General features: G+C 68.1%; 23 protein-coding genes and 1 tRNA gene. 18 read left to right on the forward strand and 6 right to left on the reverse strand.

The genetic code is table 11. The features are described from left to right. Positions 1-81: 81 nt before the first annotated feature. The 6 genes from RBH22_RS00545 to RBH22_RS00570 all read left to right on the forward strand — a co-directional run bounded on the left by RBH22_RS00545 (position 82) and on the right by RBH22_RS00570 (position 5,866). Positions 82-1,077 carry a glutathione S-transferase family protein gene (locus tag RBH22_RS00545; protein ID WP_306676177.1) on the forward strand — a complete coding sequence of 332 codons (996 nt, stop codon included), beginning with the start codon at positions 82-84 and terminating at the stop codon, positions 1,075-1,077. A 181-nt stretch (positions 1,078-1,258) separates the two neighbouring features. Beyond that, positions 1,259-1,963 carry a cob(I)yrinic acid a,c-diamide adenosyltransferase gene (locus RBH22_RS00550; protein ID WP_306676178.1) on the forward strand — a complete coding sequence of 235 codons (705 nt, stop codon included), beginning with the start codon at positions 1,259-1,261 and terminating at the stop codon, positions 1,961-1,963. Further along, positions 1,963-3,648, forward strand: a complete 1,686-nt coding sequence (locus RBH22_RS00555) for a cobyric acid synthase (RefSeq protein ID WP_306676179.1) — start codon at positions 1,963-1,965, stop codon at positions 3,646-3,648. The genes RBH22_RS00550 and RBH22_RS00555 overlap by 1 nt, the downstream gene beginning before the upstream one ends. A 69-nt stretch (positions 3,649-3,717) precedes the next feature. Continuing rightward, complete coding sequence (locus RBH22_RS00560) at positions 3,718-4,491, forward strand: P-loop NTPase (RefSeq protein ID WP_256546452.1); 774 nt, start codon at positions 3,718-3,720, stop codon at positions 4,489-4,491. 2 nt (positions 4,492-4,493) lie between these two features. Continuing rightward, positions 4,494-5,066 carry a hypothetical protein gene (locus RBH22_RS00565; protein ID WP_256546453.1) on the forward strand — a complete coding sequence of 191 codons (573 nt, stop codon included), beginning with the start codon at positions 4,494-4,496 and terminating at the stop codon, positions 5,064-5,066. Positions 5,067-5,128: 62 nt separating this feature from the next. Continuing rightward, positions 5,129-5,866, forward strand: a complete 738-nt coding sequence (locus tag RBH22_RS00570; RefSeq protein WP_306676180.1) for a hypothetical protein — start codon at positions 5,129-5,131, stop codon at positions 5,864-5,866. A gap of 11 nt (positions 5,867-5,877) precedes the next feature. On the opposite strand, the gene RBH22_RS00575 is transcribed toward RBH22_RS00570, so the two are convergent. After that, entirely contained in the window at positions 5,878-6,885 is a 1,008-nt protein-coding gene (locus RBH22_RS00575; protein ID WP_306676181.1) for a hypothetical protein, read from the reverse strand. A 202-nt stretch (positions 6,886-7,087) separates the two neighbouring features. Here RBH22_RS00575 and RBH22_RS00580 point away from each other — a divergent pair, with 202 nt between their 5' ends. From RBH22_RS00580 to RBH22_RS00610, 7 genes are all read left to right on the forward strand, one after another. After that, complete coding sequence (locus RBH22_RS00580; protein ID WP_306676182.1) at positions 7,088-9,451, forward strand: type II/IV secretion system ATPase subunit; 2,364 nt, start codon at positions 7,088-7,090, stop codon at positions 9,449-9,451. Between the two features lie 137 nt (positions 9,452-9,588). Continuing rightward, positions 9,589-11,454: a type II secretion system F family protein gene (locus tag RBH22_RS00585; protein ID WP_256546604.1), complete on the forward strand. Its 1,866-nt coding sequence runs from the start codon at positions 9,589-9,591 to the stop codon at positions 11,452-11,454. Further along, the gene (locus tag RBH22_RS00590) at positions 11,451-12,197 is read left to right on the forward strand and encodes a flagellin-like protein (protein ID WP_306676183.1); all 747 of its coding nucleotides are present in this window, start codon (positions 11,451-11,453) and stop codon (positions 12,195-12,197) included. The genes RBH22_RS00585 and RBH22_RS00590 overlap by 4 nt, the downstream gene beginning before the upstream one ends. Next, on the forward strand, positions 12,194-12,778 hold the full coding sequence (locus tag RBH22_RS00595) for a hypothetical protein (protein WP_306676184.1): 585 nt from the start codon (positions 12,194-12,196) through the stop codon (positions 12,776-12,778). Before RBH22_RS00590 ends, RBH22_RS00595 begins: the two co-directional genes overlap by 4 nt. Beyond that, positions 12,775-13,485, forward strand: a complete 711-nt coding sequence (locus tag RBH22_RS00600; RefSeq protein WP_256287862.1) for a hypothetical protein — start codon at positions 12,775-12,777, stop codon at positions 13,483-13,485. Before RBH22_RS00595 ends, RBH22_RS00600 begins: the two co-directional genes overlap by 4 nt. Next, positions 13,478-13,894, forward strand: a complete 417-nt coding sequence (locus tag RBH22_RS00605; protein WP_256287863.1) for a hypothetical protein — start codon at positions 13,478-13,480, stop codon at positions 13,892-13,894. The genes RBH22_RS00600 and RBH22_RS00605 overlap by 8 nt, the downstream gene beginning before the upstream one ends. After that, positions 13,891-14,466 (forward strand): hypothetical protein, encoded by a 576-nt coding sequence (locus tag RBH22_RS00610; RefSeq protein WP_256287864.1) that lies wholly within the window; start codon positions 13,891-13,893, stop codon positions 14,464-14,466. The genes RBH22_RS00605 and RBH22_RS00610 overlap by 4 nt, the downstream gene beginning before the upstream one ends. A 37-nt stretch (positions 14,467-14,503) precedes the next feature. Here RBH22_RS00610 and RBH22_RS00615 read toward each other — a convergent pair whose 3' ends face one another. Next, positions 14,504-15,199 carry a hypothetical protein gene (locus tag RBH22_RS00615; protein WP_306676185.1) on the reverse strand — a complete coding sequence of 232 codons (696 nt, stop codon included), beginning with the start codon at positions 15,197-15,199 and terminating at the stop codon, positions 14,504-14,506. Positions 15,200-15,406: 207 nt separating this feature from the next. Here RBH22_RS00615 and RBH22_RS00620 point away from each other — a divergent pair, with 207 nt between their 5' ends. Together RBH22_RS00620 and RBH22_RS00625 are read left to right on the forward strand one after the other, a co-directional pair. After that, entirely contained in the window at positions 15,407-17,101 is a 1,695-nt protein-coding gene (locus tag RBH22_RS00620; protein ID WP_256287866.1) for a histidine kinase N-terminal 7TM domain-containing protein, read from the forward strand. Between the two features lie 75 nt (positions 17,102-17,176). Continuing rightward, a tRNA-Ser gene (locus RBH22_RS00625) sits at positions 17,177-17,261 on the forward strand. 228 nt (positions 17,262-17,489) lie between these two features. Here RBH22_RS00625 and RBH22_RS00630 read toward each other — a convergent pair. Next, positions 17,490-19,058 carry a (R)-citramalate synthase gene (locus RBH22_RS00630; RefSeq protein ID WP_256546463.1) on the reverse strand — a complete coding sequence of 523 codons (1,569 nt, stop codon included), beginning with the start codon at positions 19,056-19,058 and terminating at the stop codon, positions 17,490-17,492. 111 nt (positions 19,059-19,169) lie between these two features. After that, the gene (locus RBH22_RS00635) at positions 19,170-19,517 is read right to left on the reverse strand and encodes a DUF192 domain-containing protein (RefSeq protein WP_306676186.1); all 348 of its coding nucleotides are present in this window, start codon (positions 19,515-19,517) and stop codon (positions 19,170-19,172) included. Positions 19,518-19,708: 191 nt separating this feature from the next. Here RBH22_RS00635 and RBH22_RS00640 point away from each other — a divergent pair, with 191 nt between their 5' ends. The 3 genes from RBH22_RS00640 (at position 19,709) to RBH22_RS00650 (ending at position 22,972) form a co-directional block, all read left to right on the forward strand. Next, complete coding sequence (locus RBH22_RS00640) at positions 19,709-20,287, forward strand: hypothetical protein (protein ID WP_306676187.1); 579 nt, start codon at positions 19,709-19,711, stop codon at positions 20,285-20,287. A gap of 188 nt (positions 20,288-20,475) precedes the next feature. Next, positions 20,476-21,024 carry a GMP synthase subunit A gene (locus tag RBH22_RS00645; RefSeq protein ID WP_256287870.1) on the forward strand — a complete coding sequence of 183 codons (549 nt, stop codon included), beginning with the start codon at positions 20,476-20,478 and terminating at the stop codon, positions 21,022-21,024. A gap of 40 nt (positions 21,025-21,064) precedes the next feature. Further along, positions 21,065-22,972, forward strand: a complete 1,908-nt coding sequence (locus RBH22_RS00650; protein WP_256287871.1) for a DUF2070 family protein — start codon at positions 21,065-21,067, stop codon at positions 22,970-22,972. Positions 22,973-23,083: 111 nt separating this feature from the next. Here RBH22_RS00650 and RBH22_RS00655 read toward each other — a convergent pair whose 3' ends face one another. Next, positions 23,084-23,335: a DUF3194 domain-containing protein gene (locus RBH22_RS00655; RefSeq protein WP_256546468.1), complete on the reverse strand. Its 252-nt coding sequence runs from the start codon at positions 23,333-23,335 to the stop codon at positions 23,084-23,086. Positions 23,336-23,339: 4 nt separating this feature from the next. Further along, positions 23,340-23,726 carry a prefoldin subunit beta gene (locus tag RBH22_RS00660; RefSeq protein ID WP_121568870.1) on the reverse strand — a complete coding sequence of 129 codons (387 nt, stop codon included), beginning with the start codon at positions 23,724-23,726 and terminating at the stop codon, positions 23,340-23,342. Positions 23,727-23,729: the final 3 nt, after the last annotated feature.

Here is a 23,729-nt window from a genome sequence, read left to right on the forward strand (position 1 = left end):
GGCTACGCCACCTCGTCCAGACACAATGAACGGATCTTCGACGCTTACACGTTCTACAGCGGCGCGCGGAGGTGTCCGCCGATGAATATGCTCGTCGACGGTGAGTGGCGGACCGACGCCTACCAGGCCACGAACGAGGACGGGGAGTTCGACCGACAGGAGACGACGTTCCGCGACTGGATTCAGGACGATCCGGACGCCGAATACCCCGCCGAGTCGGGTCGGTATCACGTCTACATCTCCCGTGCCTGTCCGTGGGCCCACCGCGTGGCGATGGCCCGCCGCCTGCTCGGGCTGGAAGACGACATCTCGCTGTCGATCGTCGAGCCCGTCCGTTACGAGGACGGCTGGGAGTTCTCCGAGGAGTACCCCGATCCGGTCTACGGCGAGGACTACCTCCGCGACATCTACACGCGCGCGGACTCAGACTACACCGGCCGCGTGACCGTTCCCGTCCTCTGGGATCGCGAGCGCGAGACCATCGTCAACAACGAATCCCGCGAGATTATGCGGATGCTCGACACCGAGTTCGACGACGCCAACGGTGTCGATCTCTGGCCCGAGGGCTATCGCGACGCGGTCGATCAGGCCATCGACGAGATTTACGACCCGATCAACAACGGCGTCTACCGCGCCGGGTTCGCCGACACGCAGGCGGCTCACGAGGCGGCGATCGAGGACCTCTTCGACGCGCTCGACCGCTGGGAGGCCGTCCTCGACGAGCAGCGCTTCCTCGCCGGCGACGTGTTCACCGAGGCCGACATCGCGATGTTCGTGACGCTGATCCGGTTCGACCACGTCTATCACACCCACTTCAAGTGCAACCGCCGGGCGATCCACGAGTATCCGAATCTCTGGAACTACACGAAGGAGATCTACCAGTTCCCGGGCGTCGACGAGACGGTGAACCTCGATCACATCACGCGGCACTACTATATGAGCCACGACGACGTGAACCCGAAGCGACTCGTCCCGTCCGGCCCCGACGTCGACTTCTCGGAGCCGCACGACCGCGATCGGCTGCCAGCCGACTTTCCCCCTGCACTTCGGGCTGACGCCGCCGTCGCGGACGACTGATAGGGACTATCGTACGTCTCCATAGACTTCTCGCCGGACGATACGGCGAGAATCTCCGAACAGTTACGATAATCCCTATGAGCACGGTTTCTCAGCGGCCAGGCGACTGACCGACCCCCACCGCGACGCTCGCCCGGATCAACGCGTCGCCTTCTTGTCCGACCCCTCCCTCTCCTCGCGTATGACTGACAGCGACGACGCGACCGCAAGGACGCCAGCGGAGGCCCGACGCCAGACGCCGGGCGGCGGCGTCCGCCCGTCCGCGACCGACATCGAACCCGCGGCCCCCGCGGAGTTCGGCCTGGTGCAGGCGTGGTGGGGCGACGGCAAGGGCAAGACGACGGCGTCGCTCGGGATGGCCTTCCGCGCGGCCGGCCACGGCTACCGCGTCCACCTCCTCCAGTTCCTGAAGGGCGGCGCCGACTCGGTCGAAGGCGTCCGCGGCGAGTACAACGCCATCGCGGCCGTCCCCGGCATCTCCTACGAGAACACGGGTCACTACGGCTGGCACGGCCTGCTCGACGGCTCCGACGACGACGAGCACCACGCGAAGGCCCGCGGCGCGCTCGAACGAACGCGGGAGATTATGAACGGCGCGGCCGACGTGGACCTGACGGCCCCGCTCGATCTCGACGGCGACCCCACGGACGGCGTTCACCTGCTCGTCCTCGACGAGATCCTCTACGCCGTCGAGCAGGACCTCCTCGAGGAGGCCGACGTGCTCGATCTAATCGACGAGAAACCCGATAACCTCGAACTCGTCCTCACCGGGAGCCACTCGGAGCCGACCTACCTGCTCGACGCCGCCGACCTCGTGACCGAAGTGCGAAAGGTGAAACACCCCTTCGACGCGGGCGTTCGCGCCCGGAAAGGCACCGAGTACTGATGGCCGACGACGTCGGAGCGGGCGGCGACGACAGCGGTGCCGCCGAGACGATTCTCGTCGCGGGGACGGCCAGTCACGTCGGCAAGAGCACGGTGGCCGCCGGGCTCTGTCGCCGTCTCGCTGACGCCGGCGTCGACGTCGCGCCGTTCAAGGCGCAGAATATGAGCAACGAGGCGCGGGCGGTCGTCCGTCCGAGCGCGGTGCGGACTCGTGAGGCCGGCGGCTCCGGCCCCCGCTTCGACTCCGGCCCCGTCACCGAGTCTGATCACAGCCCGGCATTCGGCGAGATCGGCGTCTCTCAGTACGTCCAGTCCCGCGCGGCCGGCGTCCGGCCGACGACCGACCACAACCCCGTCCTCTTGAAGCCGCGCGGCGGAAGCGAATCCCAACTCGTCGTCGACGGGGTCGCGGTCGGCCACTACGCCGCGGGCGACTACTACGCCGAGCACTGGGACGATGCCCGTCGGGCGGCCGAAGCGGCGCACGCGCGCCTCGCGGCCGATCACGACGTCGTCGTCGCCGAGGGCGCGGGCTCGATTGCGGAGGTGAACTTCCACGACCGGGACCTAGCGAACGTCGAGACGGCGCGATTCGCCGACGCCACCGTCCTGCTCGTCGCCGACATCGAGCGCGGCGGCGTGTTCGCGTCCATTCTGGGCACGCTCGAACTGCTCCCCGACGACGTGCGCAAGCGCGTCGTCGGCGTCGCGATCACGAAGTTCCGCGGCGACCGCTCGCTGCTCGACCCCGGTATCGAGGAGATCGAAGCGCGAACCGGCGTGCCAGTTCTCGCGGTGCTCCCGTACGACGATCCCGGCCTTCCCGACGAGGACAGCGTCTCGCTGCCGGCCGTCGGCGAGCGGTCGGTCCGCGGCGACGACGACGGCGTTCCCGAGGAACAGCGAGTCACCGTCGCTGTCCCCCGACTCCCACGGGCGTCGAACACGGCCGACGTCGATCCGCTCGCGGCCGTTCCGGGCGTCCGCGTCGCGTTCGTTCCACCGGAGACGTCGCTCGCGGACGCCGACGCGGTCGTCCTGACCGGGACGAAGAACACGACCGACGACCTCCGGACGCTCCGCGAGGCCGGCTTCCACGAGCGCCTGCGGGACTTCGAGGGCCCCGTCGTCGGCCTCTGCGGCGGCTACCAACTCCTCGGCGAGCGCCTCGTCGACGCCGACGTGGAGAGTGCGGGCGACGCGGGGGACGCGGAACTCCCCGGACTCGGCCTGCTGGCAGTGGAGACGGCGTTCTCGCGACGGAAGCGCGTCGCCCCCGTCTCGTGGACGCTGGACGGAACGGGACCGCTCGCCGGCGCCTCGGGCGCCGTCGCGGGATACGAGATCCACGCGGGCGAGACGCGGGCGATCGACGAACCCCTCGCACGCTCGACGCCGACCGAGACGCCGTTCTCGACAGCGGACCGCGAGCCGGTGACGCTCGGGGCGGCGTCTGGCAACGCACTCGGGACGTACCTCCACGGCCTCTTCGAGAACGAGACCGCCCGCGAGGCGTTCGTCGACGCGGTCTTCGAGTCCGCGGGGATATCACGGCCGACGGACGGCGCGCGAACCGACACCGCCGGCACCGGCGCGACCGACGCAACCGCTTACGAGCGCGCCGCCGACCTCGTCGACCCGCTCCCACTTGACGCCCTCGTGCCCGATGTGACGCGATCCACCTGAGCGCCGTCACGGAATCACAGCCGAGAATCGGACTCGAAGACTTTTCAGCGGGTACCGCGAGGTTCGGGTATGGTCGAGGCGTTCGCCGTCGCGAGCGGGAAAGGCGGCACCGGAAAGACGACGAGCACGCTGGCGCTCGGGATGGCGCTCGCCGAGCGGTACGACGTCACGGTCATCGACGCCGACACCGGGATGGCGAATCTCCTCTTTCACGCGGGACTCGACGACGCCGACGTGACACTGCACGACCTCCTGGTCTCCGATCGCGACGTCGCGGTCGAGGACGCCGTCTACGACCGGTTCGGAATGTCGGTCGTCCCTTGCGGAACGAGTCTCACGGCGTTCGAGGCCGCCGATCCGGGTAACCTTCGGGACGTCGTCGCCGAACTCGCAGCCGACACCGACGTCCTCCTGCTCGATTCGCCCGCGGCGCTCGGCTCGAAAAGCGCCGTGTTGCCGGTTGTTCTCGCCGATCGCGTCGTCGTCGTCCTCCAGCCGACGGTGCCCTCGCTCTCAGACGGGCTGAAGGTGCAGGAGTACGCCCGCTCGTACGGCACCGAGACGGCGGGCGTGCTCTTCAACCGCGTCCGCCCCGACGAAGACGTCGAGACGATTTCGGAGCAGGCCGCGCGCTACTTCGGTGGGACGGCGCTGGCGAGCGTCCCCGAGAGCGACGCGGTGCGGGCCGCGCGGCGGGCCGGCGAACCACTCCTCGCGCACGCGCCGACTGATCCCGCGGCCGACGCCTTCCACGAGGCAGCCGGGAATCTCGACGTCCGAGCGGGCGACGCCGCGGGCGTCGCGGACCGCTTCCGGAGTGCCGTCGTCCCGGACCGCCTCTGACGATGGTGGCCGACGGCCACATTCCCGAGGGCGAACTCTGCCGCTCGCGGACCGACGCCGACATCGGTGAAACGCTCGCGGGGGTGCTCGACCGCGAACTCACCGGCTACGTCGTCTTCGAGCCACAGGGGTCCATCCTCTTCGGGAACGACGAGCGGGCGGTCCTCACGTTCGAGGCGGGCGTCCCCGTGCTGGCGTACCACTCCGCGAGCGACGCGGGCGGCCGCGCCGCGCTCGATGCGCTCACCGGCGACCTGTTTCACGCCGAGGTGTACGAACTCGCGGCCGACGCGCTGGCGGCAGCCCATCGGGTCGAGGAACTCCGAGTCGCCCCTTCCGCGCCGGCCGACGTCCTCGCGGACGACGAGACGCTCGTCGACCGAACGCGCGACGCCGCGCCCGAGGATCGGCTAGCCGACGCCGCGGGAGCGAGTGCGGTCGAAGCGTTTCTCGCCGACGCCGACCGCATCGACGCGATTCGCGACGAGGCGCGCGCAGAGGCGCAAGCGCGGGCCGCTGAGTGGGGTCTGGCGGAGCAACTCGACGGAGAGGAACCGCCGGACTCGTCAGGATAACGGACAGATGCCGTGCGCTGTCAAACGCGACTATATATACCAACGGACCTCCTAGGGGTCGTGTGAGCGTCTTCTCGCTGTTGCGCGCGCGGACGGCGTCGGACTTCGCAGATTGGTTCCGGCCCGGGGGAGAGTATCTCCTGCGTGTCGCCGACGGAATGGGGTTTCACACTGGCGACCTCTCGGGCTTCATCGACGAAGCGGAGACGGCGATGCGGGCGAACCGAACCGGCGCGGACGTCGCGCCCGCGGTCAATCGCCTGATCGCCGCGGACCTCTACGCCGACGCCGCGTTCGGGCTCCCCTTCTTGGAGTGGACGCCCGTGTGGTACGAACTCTCACTGACTGCGCCGACGGCCTACGCCGACTGGCGACTCAGGCGCGTCGCCGACCAGTACGCCGCGACGATCGATCACCTCTCGCTGCCGCGGTTCAGCCGCCCCGACGACGTCGTCTCCCGCGGGTCCCCCGCGATCGAATCCGTCTCGGGCTTCGCCGATCGGTTCGCGTTCGCCGACGCCATCCTACATCTGGAGTGGTTCGACTACGTCGCGACCGCGTGCGGCATCGGCGTGCCCCCGGAACTGATCGCCGAGGCGCGCGATCAGACTGTCGGCTACTACGTCGGTGACCTCGCGATGGAGGACCTCGATCCGACGGTCCGACGACTTCAGTACCTGCTCTTTACCGACGACGAGTGGGTACGCACTATCGACGAGCGATACGGCCTCGGGAGTTCGCTCTTCACGCTCTGGGAGCGGGTGTGTCGCCGCGAGCGCGAGCGGTTCAGTGGCGCTTGAGAGCAGCGCAGTCACTTGAAACCGCGGCTCGCGAGATGATAGCGCAGGACCTCTTTGGTCCCGTCGACGAACGGACCCAGGTCCACGGCGTCGATCCGATCGCGGAGGGTTTCGAGCCGTCGATACTGCACGTTCCACTCGTCGAGGAACTCCGATTCGAGGTCGTGGCCGTCGATCCGGTCGATGACGCGTGCCGCCGCTTCGGCGTCCGGATCGTCGGGATCCGGGAAATCCTCGGGGTCGACGATCCCGCGTTCGAGCGCGGCGACGACGACTCCGGAACTGACGTCGCCTTCTAACACCTCCCGTTCCCAGGTGCTGACCCAGTTGCCGATCCGCGCCATTTGCTGGGCGGCGTCGACCGCTGCCCGAAGGTCTGCGGTCGCCCGGGTGAGGTCGGCCGAGGCGTGCATCAGGTCGATGTCGAGGTAACTGTGCATCCCCATATTGTGCGTCTCGTACCGCCGGAGATCGTGGACTGTCGCCTGCTCTGGGCGCTCGATGACGAGGGTGCTGTATTCGATCGCTGTGACGATCTGTCTCACGTCGAACCGGAACCGCGGGACGTACTGCTGGAACTTCGCCCCCCGTTCGAGGCGGGAGACGAGCGTCTCCCACACGCGCGCCGCGAACGCGACGTACTCGTCGTCGACCGCGTCCGAGCGGGCTTCGACACCGACTCCGTCTCCCCCGTCGAGGCGATCTCCCGCCCGAGCCAGACTGACGATCGCGTCGAACGTCTCGTAGTCGCGGTACTTCTCCAGGAGGTCGTCGAGGATGGTGACGAACAACACGAGCATCGTCTTGTTCGTGGCGACGCGCTCGTGGTGAGTCTCGTCGACGAAGGGCATCGTGTTCGCCGGCGCGAGGTGGTGGACCCACTTCCAGATGAACGCGGGACGGGCCGCCTCGAAGGACTGATACTCCGAAACGAGGTCGCCGAGCGCCGGCGGTAGTTCGTGATCCGCGATCGACTCGAGGAGTGCTGCGGCTCTGTCGCCGTCGATCGATGCAACCACAGTCGCGGCGGGGTCTTCGATCGCTCCGATGATTCCTGGTTTCCGTCGACCAGAATAAGTGATGTGCTTACTGTCAATTGAAAACGACTATGACCTCGACGCAGTCCTTCGATTATCGCCCGAGATAACTGCCGCGAGCGTTTATATACGAACGGGGAAGAAGCGACGGTATGTATGATCGACGCGTCCCCGTGGAGGCGGGATGACTTCGGCCGCGCAACGGGACGCCAAAGTCCCTGACGCGCCGGTCGTTCCGGCGCCAGAACCACCGGACAGCACCGACGCGTGGTACGCACCGACAGTTCGCGCACAGTACGAGGTCACGCCCGGCGTCGTCACGACGATCCGCGACGGCCCCGACGGTGTCGGCTTCTCGTATCAGATTCGAGAGCCGGCCCTTGGAGCCGACTCCGAACGCGCGCTCGTGTCAGTGCTAGATTACTTTTCGGGCGTGGACGTCCGCCGGCCGCTCACTCGTCAGGGAACTGCCGAGCGAGCGGCCGCGGGGTTGCCGCCGAAGTACCGGCGCGTCCTCGATCGGCTTCTCGACGTCGCGCCCGCCACCCGCCGCCGCCTCGACTACTACGCGACCTGCGAATTGCGCCTGCTCGGCCCCGTGACGCCGATAGCGCTCGACGACCGCGTCGACGTCGTCGACGTCGAAGGCGAGACCGACGGTGCGCTCGTCGTCCACACCGACAACTACGCGCCCGCGGTCACGCCGTTCCGCGCGGACGCCGAGTTCGCGACGCGGGTCGCCGGCGAGCGACTCCGCCACTACACCGTCTCCTTTGCGGGGTTCGACGTCGACGTCGTCGTCCACCGGGACCGACTCCTCGGTAGCGACCGCTTCGAGGCGAAGTACGCGGTGCTCGAACCCGACCTCCTCCCGGGCGACGAAGCACTCGTCGCCGAGTGCAAAGAGCGCATCTGGGAAGCCAACGTCGACGAAGTCGTCGAAGATCGGACGGCGTTCATTCGCGACCGCGCCAGACAGTTCCTCTCGCGCCGCCTCACCGCGCGCAACACCCGCGCGTGGCTCGAAGCGACGCGGTACCGCGCCCGCAACGCGCTGGCAGCGTACGGGCTCGGCGTGCCGCCGGTCGACCGCCGGTACGCCCAGGACCGCCTCGACGACCTTGTCTACTACGTCCTCCGCGACTACGTCGGCGAGGGCGTCCTCACGGTCCCGATCCGCGACCCGCATCTCGAAGACGTCGAAGCCAATCGGGTCGGCGAGCGCGTGAAGGTCGTTCCGCGGGCTGACGTCGTCCGAGCGGGCGAACGCGTCCCCACGAACCTCGCCTTCGAGGACGAGACCAGCTTCGTCAACGTCGTCACCCAACTGGCGGCGGCCGACGGCGTCGAACTCAGCGCGAGCCAGCCCTCCGCGAAGGTGAACCTCCGCCCCGAGGGAGTCGCACCCGACGCCACCGGTCACGGCGAGACCATCCGGTGTGCCGTCGCGCTCCCGGTCATCTCCGAAGACGGACCGCACGTCTCGATCCGCAAACAGGCGTCGTCGCCGCTGACGCCGATCGACCTCGTCGGCTTCGGGTCGATTCCGACGGAGCTGGTGACGCTGCTTTGGCTCCTGTATGAACACCACCGTGTCGTCCTCTTTTCGGGACCGACCGGGGCCGGCAAGACGACGCTGATGAACGCCCATATGCCCTTCATTCCGTACGACCACCGCCCGATCAGCATCGACGAGGGGTCTCGCGAGGTGTATCTCCCCCACGAGACCGGCGTGTCGCTGACGACGCGCGACCACGAGAACGAGTACAAGCGCGTCTCGATGGCGGATCTGATGACTGAAGCGAACTATCTGAACCCCGACGTGGAAGTCATCGCCGAGGTCAACACCCCGGAGTCGTTCGAAACCTTCGCCGAAGTGCTGAACACCGGCCACGGCGTCGTCGGCACCACACACGCCGAAGACATCGAGACGCTGGTGAACCGCGTCGTCGAGCAGGGACTGCCCGTGTATCTCCTGCGCGAACTCGACTTGGTCGTCTTCCCCCGCCGCGTCGACGGCGAGCGGTACGTCGGCTCGGTCGTCGAACTCCTTTCGGAATCCGAGTACGAGGAACTGCCCGCGTCCGCGCGGACGGGCGTCGTCGAGAAGGACGGGACGAACCTCTACTACAACACGATCCTCTGGCGGGAGACCGACGGGTCGTTCGCGATGGCCTACGATCATCCGTCGCTCGGCGGCGACAATGCCGCTACCGCGGGCGAGACGCACCGCCGCGCGCTCCGCGTGTTCCACCGCATCGCCGACGCGACCGACCAGGACGTCGAGACGATCGAACGCGAGTTCCGTCGGAAGCGCGGCTACGTCGAGTATCTCCTCCAGGAGGACGTGACCGACGTCGACCGGCTGTTCGGGTTCCTCTCGGATCTCCGGACTGACGAGGCCGCGACCGTCGAGCGAGTTCGGCGGCAGCGTGCACACCAGACTGCCGGGCCCGATACCGAGTCGTCGCCATCCGAGCGCGAGACTGGAACCGCAGACGACGCTGCGGTGCGGACCCGCGATCGGCCCGGAGGACGGAAGCCGTGAGCGGGGGCGACTCCGAGCAGGGCTCGAATCTGGGACCGTCGTCACCGTCTGATCCGACACAGCGTTCGGATTCGGCTCGACGACGCTCGAATCACGCAACGCGCTCGCTCGGGGCGTTCGACCGCGCGGCGTACGCGCTGTTCGCCAGCCGAGCGGATTCACGCCGCCACGAGCGCGACCGGCGCGCTTATCGCGGAACCAACCTGACCGTGGCGTTCGATCTGTACCTCGCTCGCGTCTACGCGTTCTCGTGGCTTCTGGCGGTGCTCGCCGGTGGGGCAATCGTCGCCATCGGACTCGTGCTCCCACCAACGATGATCGAATCGGCCGCGGCTGGCCTCCTCGACCGACTCACCGGCGTCGGTACCGGTGCAATCGGTGGCTCCACCGCCGAAACCCTCGATATCTCCCGACGGAACGCGACAGCACTGGCCGGACTCGTCGGCGTTCTCGCAGCCGCGGGTGTCCACTGGAGCGTCGTCTACGCCGGCGGCCGGTACCTCCGCTGGCTGACCGCCGCGCGGCGATCGAACATCGGGCGCACGCTTCCGAGTGCGGTTCGCTACCTGAACGTCCTCGCGTCTGGGAGCGACGGCCGCCGCGCGATGCTCCGGCGCGTCGCCGACACCGACGCCTACGGGGAGACGGCAGTCGCGCTCCGAAAGGCGCTCAACACCGCCGCGATGACGGGGAACGTCGACGAGGGATTGCGGCGAGTCGCCCGCGACACGCCGGCACAGGACACGCTCGCGCCCTTCTTGCTGAAGTTCCGCGAGCACGCCGAGCAGGGCTCGGACGCGCTCCGGGAGTACCTCGCGATGGAGAGTCGAATGCTGCGACACCAGCAGGACCGGGATCGGCGTCGCGCGCAGGGGTTTCTCGAACTGCTCGCGGAACTGTTCGTCGTGTTACTCGTCCTCCCGGCGCTCCTCGTCATCGTCCTCACGGTGATGAGCATCGTCTCGCCCGAACTCTCGGCACCGGTTGAGACGCCGCTCGGTCCCGTCACGCTCCGCGCGCTCGCCGTCTACGGCAGCGCGGCGTTCATCCTCGTAGTCGGCCTCGGGACTGCGGGGCTCGTCGCCCGGCTCCGGCCGCCGGATCAGCACGTCACCTACCACCGACCCGCGAGCACGGTCGGTACACTCCGCACGGCGACGACGAACCCCGCGAGCGCGAGCGTCGCGTTCGCGCCGATCGGCGTCGCCGCGCTCGTCGCGTCCGTCCTCCTCGGCGTCGACATCGTGATCTCGCTTCTGGTCGGCTACGTCGGCTACGCGATTCCTGTCGGCCTCGTCGCCGTCCGCCGCGCCCGACTCGACGACGCGAAGGACCACGAACTCAAAGACTTCGTGCACGCCGTCTCCGGCCACGTCAACCTCGGGCGGCCCTTCTCCGCCGCGGTCGAACACGTCGCCCGCGACGTCGACCTCGGACCCCTGAACGGTGACGTCGCCGATCTCTCGATGAATCTGCACCTCACAACGCCGACGGCGGACGCGGAGACCGACCTGCGGACGGCGGCGCTCGACCGGTTCGTCGACCGCGTCGGCACGCCGATGGCCGAGCAGACGGTCGGCCTCGTGATCGGCGCGCTCGACGCCGGCAGCGACACGGGCGTCGTCTTCGAGACGCTCCAGAGCGAAGTGGGCCGCCTCTATCACGAGAAACGCGCGCTCAGATCGGGGATGCTCGTCTACGTCGCCGTCGGCTGGACGACTGCGCTTTTAGTCGTCGGTATCAGCGTCGCGACGAGCGCCAACGTCTTCGCCGGGTTCGACCGGCTATCGACGATGTCGGAACTCTCGGGCGTCGCGGTCGATCCCGGCGCGGTCGACCTCGCGCGCGATCAGTACCGCGTCTACGTGACCACCCAGGCGACGATGCTCGCCGCCGGGTGGTTCGCCGGCGTCGCCAGTCGCGGGCAGTACGAGGCGCTCTTGCACTCCGGAAGTCTGGTCGCAGTCTGTCATATCGTCTTTGCGGGAATGGGGCTGGTATGAGCGCCGACAGCTCCGTTTCTGCGCCGGGGAACGACCGCGCACAGACGGCGGTCGTCGGCGTCGCGCTCCTCCTTGGAATCACCGTCCTCGCTGTCGGCGGACTCACGGCGACGGCCGGGTCTATCGTCGAGGACGGGTCGGCCTCGGCGGCCGCGACGCGCGTCGGCGACGACTTCGAGACGGCACTCGGCCCCGCTCCCGGCGACCGAGAGACGACTGTCGAACTCGCGACGGGGACGATTCAGGTGGTCAACCGGACCGTGTGGCTCCTCGACGACGAGGGCGTCGTCTGGGCGGGCCACGCCGGGGCGATCGTCTACGCCGACGGCGGCCAGCGCGTCACCGGCTTCGCTGGTGCCGTCGTCCAGAGCGACGACCGCGGCAGTCGCGTCGTCGCGCCGAGTCGGGTCGCACCCGCGAACGGGACCCTGTACGTCGGGGTACCCGTCCTGAACGCCAGCGGCGCGGACGGCGTCTCGACCGGCGGCCATCGCCTCGCGATGACGCTCCGCACCGACGCGCGAACCGAGCGGGTCGATCTCCCTGCGTCTTCGTACCGCATCGGCATCGAAACGCCGACGCCGGCCGCCTGGGAACGCCACCTCAAGGAACGCGGCGCGACGACCTCACGCCGCGACATCGACGGCGACGGCACGCCGAGCGTCGTCGCGTCTTTCGAGGGCGAGCGGACCGCCTATCTCGTCGTCCACGACGTGCGGCTTGCAGTCGAGGTGGGCCGATGAGCCGGCGACGCGACACAGGAGGGTGGGGTCGGTCGCGGGGGCGATCGTTCGATCGCGGCCTCTCGCCCGTCGTGGGCAAGACGCTCGAACTCGGCGTCGGCGTGCTGTTCGTCGCGCTCCTGACGGCGACGTTCTTCGGCGGCATCGCGCCCGACTACCGCGCGGCGGTCGGGACCGAACTCGGCGATCGGGCGCTCGTCGCGGCCGCCGAGCGCGTCGAAGCGGCGGTCCCAACCGACACGGACGTACGCGCGGACCGCAGCGTTGCCGTCCGACTTCCGCCCGCTATTCGCGGTGATCCCTACCGAGTCGTCGTCGCGAACGATACGTCCACGCCGGCGCTGCGGCTCGTTCATCCGGATGCCTCAATCGGCGGACGGATCCGGCTCACCGTTCCCGACGCCACCGTCGTCCGCGGCTCGTGGGACAGTGCGTCGCCGTCGCGGGCGGTCGTCGTCGTGACCGAGGGACGAGTTTCGATTCGACTCCTCAACGAGCGTAACGGCGCCTCGCGCCTCGCAGAGCGTGATCGCTCACGCGGCTCCGTTTCGTCAACGATCGAACGGGAGGCGGCTACGTGACGTCGCGCGCCCAGGCGAATCTGATCGGCTTCGCCGTGGCGGTCGTCGTCGTGACGGCGGTCACGGTCGCCGGCGCGGCGCTCGCGAACGACGCGCTCGTCGACGCCGATCGGGATCCGGCGACGACGCACGCCGCGGACGATCTCGCCGCGCACCTCCTCGATGTCGACGCCGCACACACGCGCGGGCCGAACGTCGTCCGCTCAGCGGCCGTCAGGAATCTGACCGCGTCCGACCTCGAAGCCGCCGTCCCGTCTCTCCGGGGACGGTCGATCCGTATCACACTCGGCGGCGACGTTCTCGTGGAGCGCAGCGGCCACGCGGTGTCGGGCGATGGTCGTCGCGTCCGCGATGCGGGATTCGAGCGGGTCGAACGCCGCGTTCGTGTCGAGCACCCTGTTCAGAATACCGAGCGGATCGTGCTCTCGGATCGACGTGAAGTCACGCTCGCGGACCACACGGGAGACGTCACGGTGGCGGTGGACCCGCGTCGAGGACGAAGTGTGACGACAGTTCGAGCCGGCAACAGAGTCGTCCTCCACGACCCGTCCGGCCTCGAGGGCGAGTACTCGGTCGCCGTTCCGGACGCGTACCCGCTCGTGCTCGCATTCGACGCCGACGATCCATACGTTGCCGGAGCGGCGACTGTCGCGTGGCACACAAGAAATGCCAGCGTCGAGCGGCTGGTGGTGAGTGTCGGTGCGTGACCGCTCCGATCGAGCGCAGCTCGCGACATCGCTCCTCGAAGCTGCCGTGGGCGCGCTCTTGATCCTCGCGGTCGTCGCCGGGTTCCTCTGGATTCCGGCCGCCGAGGGGGGCTCGGACGCGAAGCTCGACCGCACTGCAGCCGACGCACTCGCGATCCTCGACGCGGAGCCACCGATCGGCGCCGGCCGGAGTCGACTCGCGGCGGCCTGTCGCTCGCCGGCCGCACTCGCAACCGAACGCGACGCCCTTCGGGCTCGACTCGATGCGGTTCTTCCGACAGCCGCGTTCGGGCGTATCGAGTTCCCACACGGGACCGTCGGTCCGCCATCGCCCAACGGCGCGCCGTCCGGGCGAGCGACGCTCGCGACGGGGCAGTGTACCGTCACGCTACGGGTGTGGTACGCGTGACCCGCCGCTGGCCGCAGTCACCGCGTGGCGGACCGCTCCGGGATGACGACCGCGCACAGATCGTGCTCGTCGCGGCCGCGGTCGTCGCCGTCGCCTTCCTCTCGATGACGCTCGCCTACGCGCAACTTGGCTACGACGCCGACCGGACCGCCGCGGGCGCGGTCGACGTTGCGTCGCTCGCGGAGATCGACCGTAGCCTGACCGCCTCCTTCCGCACGGCCGTCCGTGACGCCGAAACGGACGCCGGGCGCGACGTCTCGTGGCGTGACCGCGGCTCGCTCGTCGAGCGAATCCGGACAGATGTCGGTACGGATATCGACCGACTGGAGCGTTCCCACGCGGACGAGAGCAGAGCGGTGACCGTGACGTTCGACGACGCGGAGGCCACTCGCTGGGCGGCCGAGCGCTGTCCCTCCGGTCGCGGACGCGATTTCGGGCCGTGTCGAGCGATCGATGGCGTCGTCGTTCAGGAGCGGGCGGGGGAGACGACGGTCGTCGCCGCCGCGGTCAGCGTCCGGATTGTCTCGCCAGCGGAATCGACGACGGCGACGCTCTCGCTGCGGGCCGTCTGATCGTCGCTGGACGGTAAGGGGTACGTGCTGCCGCGACTCAGCCGCCGAGTGCGGAAAACAGCGCGTAGCTACCGACGTAGCTGACCGAGATGACCGCCGCGAAGCCGACGCCCCCGAGCAGCGGTCGGCGCAGTCGAACGACCCAGTAGAGCGCGGCGAACATTACGCCCTCCGCGACGACGATGAACGCCGGGACGTGACCGAGCATCGCGAACGGTGCGATGGCGTAGCTCCAGATGCCGGCGTAGTGTGCTCCGTACTCGAAGAATCCCACGAGTACCATTCCGGTCACCGCCGGACCGAGGGTCGCGGCGACGGGTCCGGCGATTTCATCGAGTCGCCGTCCGAAGTAGCCGAAGTAGGTGACGACGAGCGCCCACGCGATCGGCATATACAGCGGTGATCCCAGGAGCATCGGAAGCGAATCCGGATACACTAACGACCCCGTCGAGACGAGAAACGCGTCGACACCCACTTCTAACACGCCTGCGACGCTCCCGAGCACGAAGACGTCGCGAATCTTCGGCGACCGCAATGCGACGCCGATTCCGATCGCGTACAGCAGACCGTTGTACGCGTAGGTCAGCCACAGCGGCGTCTCGAAAGCCACGACGTGCCCGAAGACGAGCAGATTCACGCCGAGCCAGCCGAGCACTCGCCGATCGGTCGCCGTGAGCGCCCACGCCTTCGGGTCCGATACTCCCTCCGCGTTCGCGTCGAGTGTTTCTCTCATCCGGTCGATGGCGCTACTCGCTCTAGCGCCGGAATAAAACTTCCTTCAGCCGCGATCGGACTGACCACATTGTCAAATTTTCACACAGTGTGTCACGTTTGGCTGTGTTCCGGACCATCCCGCCGTCGTAGGCCGATTCGACCCGCTCTGCCGACTGGTGGTTTGATGTACCAGGGCTGCTTCGGGGAAACACGTCACTACTCTCGTATGCCGTGGGAACTCACTGCGATCTCCGCTGTCGGGTTCGCTACTGTCATCGTGTACGCAGTGGTCGTCGTCCTCGGTTGGCAGCACCGGGACTCACGGTGTGGCCCGGAGATCGCGGCACTCCACCTCGTCGTCGGGCTCTCCGCGCTCGCGTACGCGATCCAGCTCGGATTCGACTCCGTCGCGGCACAGACCGTCTGGTGGGAACTCTCCTTTGCGTTCTCGACCGTCGTCCCGATCCTGTGGCTCGTCTTCGTCGTCCAGTACGTCAGCCGCTCGCAGTGGCTCACCCCGGTGCGCGCGGGACTACTCACCGTCGAACCGCTCGCCGTCGTTCTCGCGGTCGCGACGAACGCCTCGCACAATCTCGTCTGGACGGTCGCGCCGGACACGACGGCGACGGCGGGATCAGCAATCGACCTCGTGTTCGGGCCGCTCTACTACACGCACATCGTCCTCGCGTACGTCGCCGTCGCGGTCGGAATGAGTATGATCCTCTTCGTCGGGATCCGCTGGTCGCTGGTGTACTGGAAGCAAGTGGTCGTCCTGCTCATCGCGCCGCTCCCGCCGTTCCTCTCGAACATAGCGTTTATGCTCGGCGTGAGCCCCATCCCCAACCTCGACCTGACGCCGTTCGTGTTCTCGTTTACGGGGGTCCTCCTGGTACTCAGCCTCTATCACTTTGATCTGCTCGAACGCGTCCCCATCGCACGCCGACAAGCGCTCCAGGCGATGGGCGACGGGCTCGTGGTCCTCGACACCGACCGCGTCGTGGTCGACGCCGACGACATCGCCTGCCGCGTGCTCGACCCCGCGCCACGGATCGGCCACTCGATTACGGCGGTGTTTCCCGATCGGCCCTTCGATCAGCTTCACGGCACCACCGTCACCGACGCGAACAACCTGGCCTACGACGTCCGCGTCTCAGAGCTCACCGACGAGCGCGGCGACGAGATCGGCTACGCCGTAGCGCTGCGCGACGTCACCAGCCGCCACCGATACGAACAGCGACTCGAGGTGGCCAACCGAGTGCTCCGGCACAATCTCCGCAACGATATGAACGTCGTTCGCGGGTACGCGGATCTCGTCGCGTCGGGCTCGGCGGACGATGCGACCCGAGCCGCGGAGTCGATTCTCTCCCGCACGGACGACCTCCTCACCGTCAGCGACAAGGCCCGGAAAGTGTCCGAACTCGACGACTCGCACTCGCAGCCCTCGACGACGCACGACGTGACCGCGCTCGTCGACAGCGTCGTCCACCAGGCCCGACGCGAGTACCCCGACGTTGTCATCCAGTTCGAGGGCGCCGCCCATACGGAGGCGCAACTCACCGACGCCGGGTCGCTCGCGACGGCCGTCGGAGAACTGCTGGAACTGCTCGTCTCGCAGGCCGACCGCGACGACCTCACCCTCCGGGTCGGGGTCGAGTGCCGCGACGACGTCGTCGTCCGCATCGAATCGAGCGGGGCCGGGATCCCAGCCGTCGACCGCGAAGCCCTCGCAGCGGAGTCGGAGACGCCGCTTCAGCACGCCGAAGGACTGGGGCTCTGGCTCGCGTACTGGTGTGTGATCGAAAACGGCGGCGAACTGCGCTTCGGGGATGCGGACGGCGACGACGCGGTCGAGGCAGACTCGCCGCCGACCGAGACGGAAGCCAGCGTCATCCGCCTCCGCTTCCCCAGCGACTGTGCGTGAGTCGCTGCCACGACGTCCGACGATCTCTCGAAAATCGAAACCGATTAAACGCGTCGCCGTCCAACAGAGAGTGTAGCCGAGGTAGCCTAGCCCGGCCAAGGCGGCAGATTCGAAATCTGCTGTCCATTCGGACACGTGAGTTCAAATCTCACCCTCGGCGCTTCTGAACTTTCGCCTTCGAGCGATGCGTCTGCACCGCTCACCGTCCGTTCTTGCCGTATCGGGGTCCTCGCGGTCGTCTCGGGTGGTGACGAGGATCGCTCTATGCCTTCTCGCGCGGCTCTGGTGCGGCGGCGATAGCACCCGCTGGTCGTCTGTGAACGCGTGCCCGGCAGAACCGGGCGAGAATCACCGGGCGCACATCCCGACGCGGGTGTGAGAACGCTTCTCAGTCGTCGGCGAGGGCGTCTTCCGGTTCGGGTTCGTCTTCGACGGCGTCGCTGGCGAGGAGTCGATCGAGCGCCTCGACCATCGCCTCGACGCTGCAGCGGGTGATGTCCGAGTCCGAGGTGGCGACGGTGACCGTCCGGTCGCCCTTCGACATCTCCACTTCGACGGTGACGACGGCGTCGGTGCCGCCGGTGATCGCGTCGACGTGGTACGACTCCAGTTGGGCGTCGGCGTCGGAGCCGAGCGCGGCCCGGACCGCTTTGACGGCGGCGTCGACGGGGCCGCTGCCGGTGCCGGAGGCGACGCGCTCCTCGGTGCCGACGCGGATACGGACCGAGGCGGTCGGGGTGCCGCCGCCCGAGGCGGCCGTGAGATCGAGGAGTTCGACGTGACGGTCGCGCTCGCGACCCTGCACGTCCTCCGCGATCGCCAGCAGGTCGGCGTCGGTGACGCGCTTGTCGCGGTCGCCGAGCCGTTTCACGCGCTCGACGATCGCCGCGAGATCCTCCTCGGACACGTCGACGTCGTGTTCGTCGAGTGCGGCGCGAACGCCCGCACGGCCGGCGTGCTTGCCGAGGACGAGCCGTCGCTCCCGACCCACCATCTCCGGCGGGTAGGGCTCGTACATCGTGTCGTCCTTGAGCGTTCCGTCGGTGTGGATCCCGCTCTCGTGCGTGAAGGCGTTCTCGCCGACGACCGCCTTGTTCGGCGGCAGCGGCACGCCCGTCGCGTGGGAGACCTGCTGTGCGAGGTCGTACACCTCGTCGAGGTCCATCGTCTCGACGCCGTAGCCGTGCGCCAAGGCGATCGCGACCTCTTCGAGCGCGACGTTGCCGGCGCGCTCGCCGATGCCGTTGATCGTGCCGTGGACGAGATCCGCCCCGGCGGCGAGGCTGGCCCAGACGTTCGTCATCCCCAGTCCGAGGTCGTCGTGGGTGTGCGTCGACACGGGGCCGAGTTCTGCCAGCCGGGAGACGTACTCGTAGGTCGTCTCCGGCGTGGCGTGGCCGACGGTGTCGGCGTAACACGACCGGTCGGCGCCCGCATCGAGCGCCTCGCGCATCAGGCGTTCGAGGAAGTCTAAGTCCGCGCGGGAGCCGTCCTCGCCGATGACCTCGACCCAGAGGTCGTGGTCCTTCGCGTAGGTGACGAGGTCGCCGGTCTTTTCGACCACCTCGTCGTGGGTGGTGCCGACCTTCCGCTCGACGTGCTTGTCGCTGGCGGGCACGACGATGGTGACGCCGTCGACGTCGCAGTCGAGCGCGAGGTCGATGTCCCGCTGGACGCCGCGGGCGAAACTCGTCACTGTCGCGTCGAGGTCGAGCGCGGTCACCTGCCGGATGGTCTCGCGCTCGCCCTCGCCGGTGCAGGCGCTGCCGGCCTCGATGAACTCGATGTTCGCTCTGTCGAGCGACCGGGCGATGTCGGCCTTCTCGTCGGGCGTCAGCGAGACGCCAGGGGCCTGCTCACCGTCGCGTAGCGTCGTATCTAGAAGCTGTACAGAATCGTCAGAATCCACGATGGATGCTAGGGGGTTGTCGGGGTTACCCCCGAATAAATCGACCACGAGTCATGTGCTCACACGGACTGTGGACGTGCAGATATTTAAACTAACGCCTCTCGACAAGATGTCCCGCGTCGCGTTACCGACCTGACGCCGTCGTCGCCGGTGACGTCGTCACTCGACGAGTCGGACGGTGTCACCCGACTCGACGTCGTCTGCGGCGCCGGCGGGGAGTTCGACGACCGTGTCCGCCGTCTCGATCCCGACGCCGCGCCACGCGCGGAGTCGTTTTTTCGCCACCACCTCGTCGTCGACGAGCCACAGCGCGTCGATGTCGAACGGCACGAACATCATATGCAGGTCGCGCTTTCCCGACTCGCCGAAGGGGAACACCAGCGCGTACCCGTCCGGAATCGACCGCCGAAACATCAGCCCTCGCGCCTTCGAGAGAAACGTATCGGCGACGTCGACGTCGCTGGCGAGCGTCCGTCGGGTCCCGTCTCGGCGGTGTTCGAGTCGCACAGGTGGCGCTCTCCCGGCGGACGAATAAATCGCTCGACTGACGCGGCTTCGGCCACTGTCAGATTCGACTCTGCACCGGCGGATTCAACTCGGCGGCGACGCTCTCTCATAGGGATTATCGTAACTGTTCGAGGTTCTCGCCGTACCATCAGGCGAGAAATCTATGAGGGCTTACGATAATCTCTATCAGTATGCGGGAGACGCCAACCGGCACGCCAGTCGGCGTCGACGACCCCTACGAGCACGCGGGCGTCTGCGATCACCTCACCAGCGACGGCCGGTGCCGCTTCGCGCTGAACCGCGCCGGTGACGACCCGGAATTCGCCGCCGCGCGCCGTGCGGCCGACTACGACTGCGTCGCCGCCGACGAAGACTGTGAGTTCCGCGACTGTCCGCACTACCGCTCGACGACCGACGGCCGCGAGTGCGTCCGCTGCGGCCTCGAATCGGTGCGGATGGCGCACGACGGCTCCCGGCCGCTGCTGGAAGAACATCACCTCTCCTACGGGGAGAGCGCGAGTACGCGTGGGCGGCGCGTCGTCACCGCGGGCGACGATGGCGGCAACTCCGACGGGTCGCTATCACACGAGATCACGGTCGCGCTCTGTCGGTGGTGTCACGCCAAGATCCACAACTCCTTCGCCCGGATCGACGACGATGCCGAACCCGACGCCGAGGCGTTCGCCACCCGCGAGGAGCGGCGCTCGAAGGAGCAGACGGAGTTCGGATTTGCCACCGCGCGCGAACGGCGCGACGCGGACGAGTCGTGAGCCCTGTGAAACGAGCACGACCGGGACACTCTGCTTCGAGGGCCCGCTTGGCGTGCCCCGAGAAGGCCGTACCGACGCAGTTCTGCGCGGCCCGCCGGGCCGTCGTCCAGTTCGCTCCTCACCACTGACACGTGCCGTCAGCAGACCGGGCGCTTTTTGCCTTCCTTCGCTGTAAGAGTCTGCAACTGATGACTCGCATCGTCGTCATCGACAACCACGGCCAGTTCACCCACCTCGAACGACGCGCGCTCCGCGACCTCGACGTCGACGTCGAACTCCTCGACAACACGACGCCGGCCTCGGAGATCGACGCCGACGGGATCGTCCTCTCTGGCGGCCCGGATATGGACCGCATCGGCAACTGCCCCGACTACCTCGATCTCGACGTTCCGGTCTTCGGGATCTGCCTCGGGATGCAGATCCTCGCGGCCGAACTCGGTGGGCGAGTCGGCTCGGGCGACTACGGCGGCTACGCCGACGTCGACGTACAGATCCTCGAGGACGACGACCCGCTCGTCGGCTCGCTCGCGCCCGAGACGCGCGTGTGGGCGAGCCACGCGGACGAGGTGAAGGAAGTCCCCGAGGGATTCACCCGGACGGCGACGTCAGACGTCTGCGACGTCGAGGCGATGAGCGACACCGACCGCGACCTCTACGGCGTGCAGTGGCACCCCGAGGTCGCCCACACCGAGCGCGGCGAGGAAGTGTTCCGCAACTTCGTCGCGATCTGCGAGTAGCGCGGCGGCCCCCTCGCTCTTTCCCCTCCCCTCTCTCACGATGACTTCGACACAAAGCGACCTCGCAGGACTCTCGCGATTCATCTTCCGCGCCCCGAGTTGGTACGCCAGTCTCGCCTTCGCGCTCCTCCTGGCGGCGCTCGCCGGCGTCGCCGCCTTCGACTCCGGCGCGTACGCCCGCACCTGGCGCGGCCTGTTCTTCCTCGGCCGCGACGCCTGGGAAGGAATCTTCTTCATCGGCGTCCCGACCGTCGTCGCCGCGTTCGGGACGACGGGCGTCGATCGGTTCGTCGGCGGCAAACTCACGCCGAATCGCTCCTCACTCTTAGCGCTGGTCTCGGAGATCATCGTCGTCGTGATCGTCACGCTCGCCGCCATCGTCTCGGTGTTCGCCGGGCTCGAACAGCAGTTCGTCTTCGACGCGCTCGTCGTCGCGCTCGCGTCGGTGTTCGCGTTCCGCCTGCTCGTCGTGATGGCGGTCTCGCGGTCGTCGATCCTCGTCGCGGCGCTCCCGGCGAGCATCCAGACGGTCGCGGCGGCCGTGCTGCTGTTCATCTACGGCGGCACGCTCCGACTACTCTCTGTCGGCGGCACCGTCCTCGACGCGTATCTGATGCCGTACCTCGCGCGCTCGGCGGACGCGCCCGCAGAGCTATCCGCCATCTCGGCCGAGCACTTCCTCCTGCTCGGGATCACCTGCGGCCTCTACGCGCTGGCGGTGTACGCCTTCGTCGTCGCCGTCGACCGCCCGTGGCGGCGGAGTCTCGGCGTCTCGATGCTCGATTTCCTCCGCGGGTTCGTCGGCCACGTCGCCGAGGGATCACGCGAACTCGAGGAGTTCTTCCAGCAACTCGGCGAGGAGGCGATCGTCCCGGTCTCGGTGCTCTCGTTTCGCACCACGGGCGGCGACGAGAAGGCGCGGTTCGTCCTCCCGATGATCCACCCCGGTCCGATGGGTGAGATCGGCGGCGGCAACTTCCCCGAACGCGTCGCCAACGACTGCTCGGGGCTGGTCTTCCCGCCGCACGCCACCGCCGGCCACGACTTCAACCTCGTGACCGAGCGCGAGGTCGACACCATCCTCGACGCGGCAAACACCGCCGCGGATCGCGTCTCCTATTCGAGCGATGCCACCCGAAGCGTCCGGACCCGATCCGGCGAGGCGTCGATGCTCGGGCAGGCGTTCGGCGACGACGCGCTCTTGATCTCGACGTACGCGCCCGGCTTCGCCGACGATGTCGAGTACGGCGTCGGCCTCTCGGCGACGGCGGAAGCCCGGACGAGCGGCCTCGACGACGTCGTCCTCGTCGACGCGCACAACTCCAACGACGGGCTGAGCGGCCCGGACCTGGGGCACGTCACGCCCGGCTCACAGCGCGCGTTCGATATGATCGGTGCGGCCGGAATCTCCGGACAGCGGCTCTCGACGGCTGATCGACACGAACCACACCTCGGGGTCGCCTGGGACGAGACCGACTGGGAACCGGTCGACGGTATCGGACCGCTCGGCGTCCGCGTCGCCGTCACCGCCGTCGACGGTCAGGAGACGGCGTACGTACTCGTCGACGGGAACAATATGGAACCCGGACTCCGCGGCGAACTCGTCGATGCGCTCGTCGACGACGGCCCCGTCGACGAGGCGGAAGTGATGACCACCGACACACACATCGTCAACACCGTCGAGGCGGACAATCAGGTCGGGGCCGCAATCGAGTGGGACGAACTCCGCACGCTCGTCTGTGAGCTCCTCGAGGAGGCCCGCGCGGACCTCGAACCCGTCGAAGCCGGCGTCGCCGTCGAGCGCGCCGAGGTCACGGTCTTCGGGAACGACCGCACGGAGACGCTCGCCAGCCACGCGAACGCGGTCGTCGCGATGGGTGGCGCGTTCGCCGTCTCGATCATCCTCGCCGCGGTGGCGGTGAGCGTCCTGATCTTCCTGTTCGCCTGACTCGCTGGCACCCCGTCTCGGATACCCGACCGCCGACAGCGCGGTTGCTACCCGGAAAAGAAATTCCGCCGGTCGAGAAACGACGACCGACGACCGATCTCTGTGTCCCGATTACTCGTCTTCGTCCGCCGCGAACAGTTCGTCGACGGCGTCGCCGGCGGCCCGCGCGGCCTCGTCGGCGACGGCGTCGGCATCCTGCTCTGCGTCGTCGGGAGCGTTGACGTAGACGTCGACGTCGAGGACGCCCTCCTCGAACGTCACGGTCACGTCGAAGTCGGTCAGTTCCGACTGCTTGTAGTGGGCGAAGATCACGCCCTCTGCGGCCTCGGCGGCCGTCTGGACGACTTCCTCGTCGGTCGGCATCGACTTATGCGCCGGCGCCGCCGGGGCCCATCGGACCGCCGCCTGCGCCACCCTGGAGCATCTGCTGGAGCTCTTCCTGCAGGCTCTCGAACTGCTGTTCGACGCGCTCTTCCTGCTTTCCGAGCTGTTCGACGCGGATCTCGAGGCTGTCGACCTTGTCGGAAAGCTCCTCGTGTGCGTCGTCGTAGTCGGTCTCGACGAGCAGTTCGCCGACTTCGCGGTACATCGTCGTGTCCTCGTCGATCTCGTCGAGGGCGTCGAGCGCCGTCTTCGACTCGTTGAGCGTGGACTCGGCCTGTTCCTTCTGCGCGGCGACCTTCTGGGCCGTCTCCTGAAGGTCCTGCAGTTCTTCGAGTTTCTCCTGCGCTTCCGGCGGCAGATTACCCTGCATACG

The sequence above is a fragment of the Halobellus sp. H-GB7 genome, from assembly GCF_030848585.1.
GTDB classification, from domain to species: Archaea; Halobacteriota; Halobacteria; order Halobacteriales; family Haloferacaceae; genus Haloquadratum; species Haloquadratum inordinatus.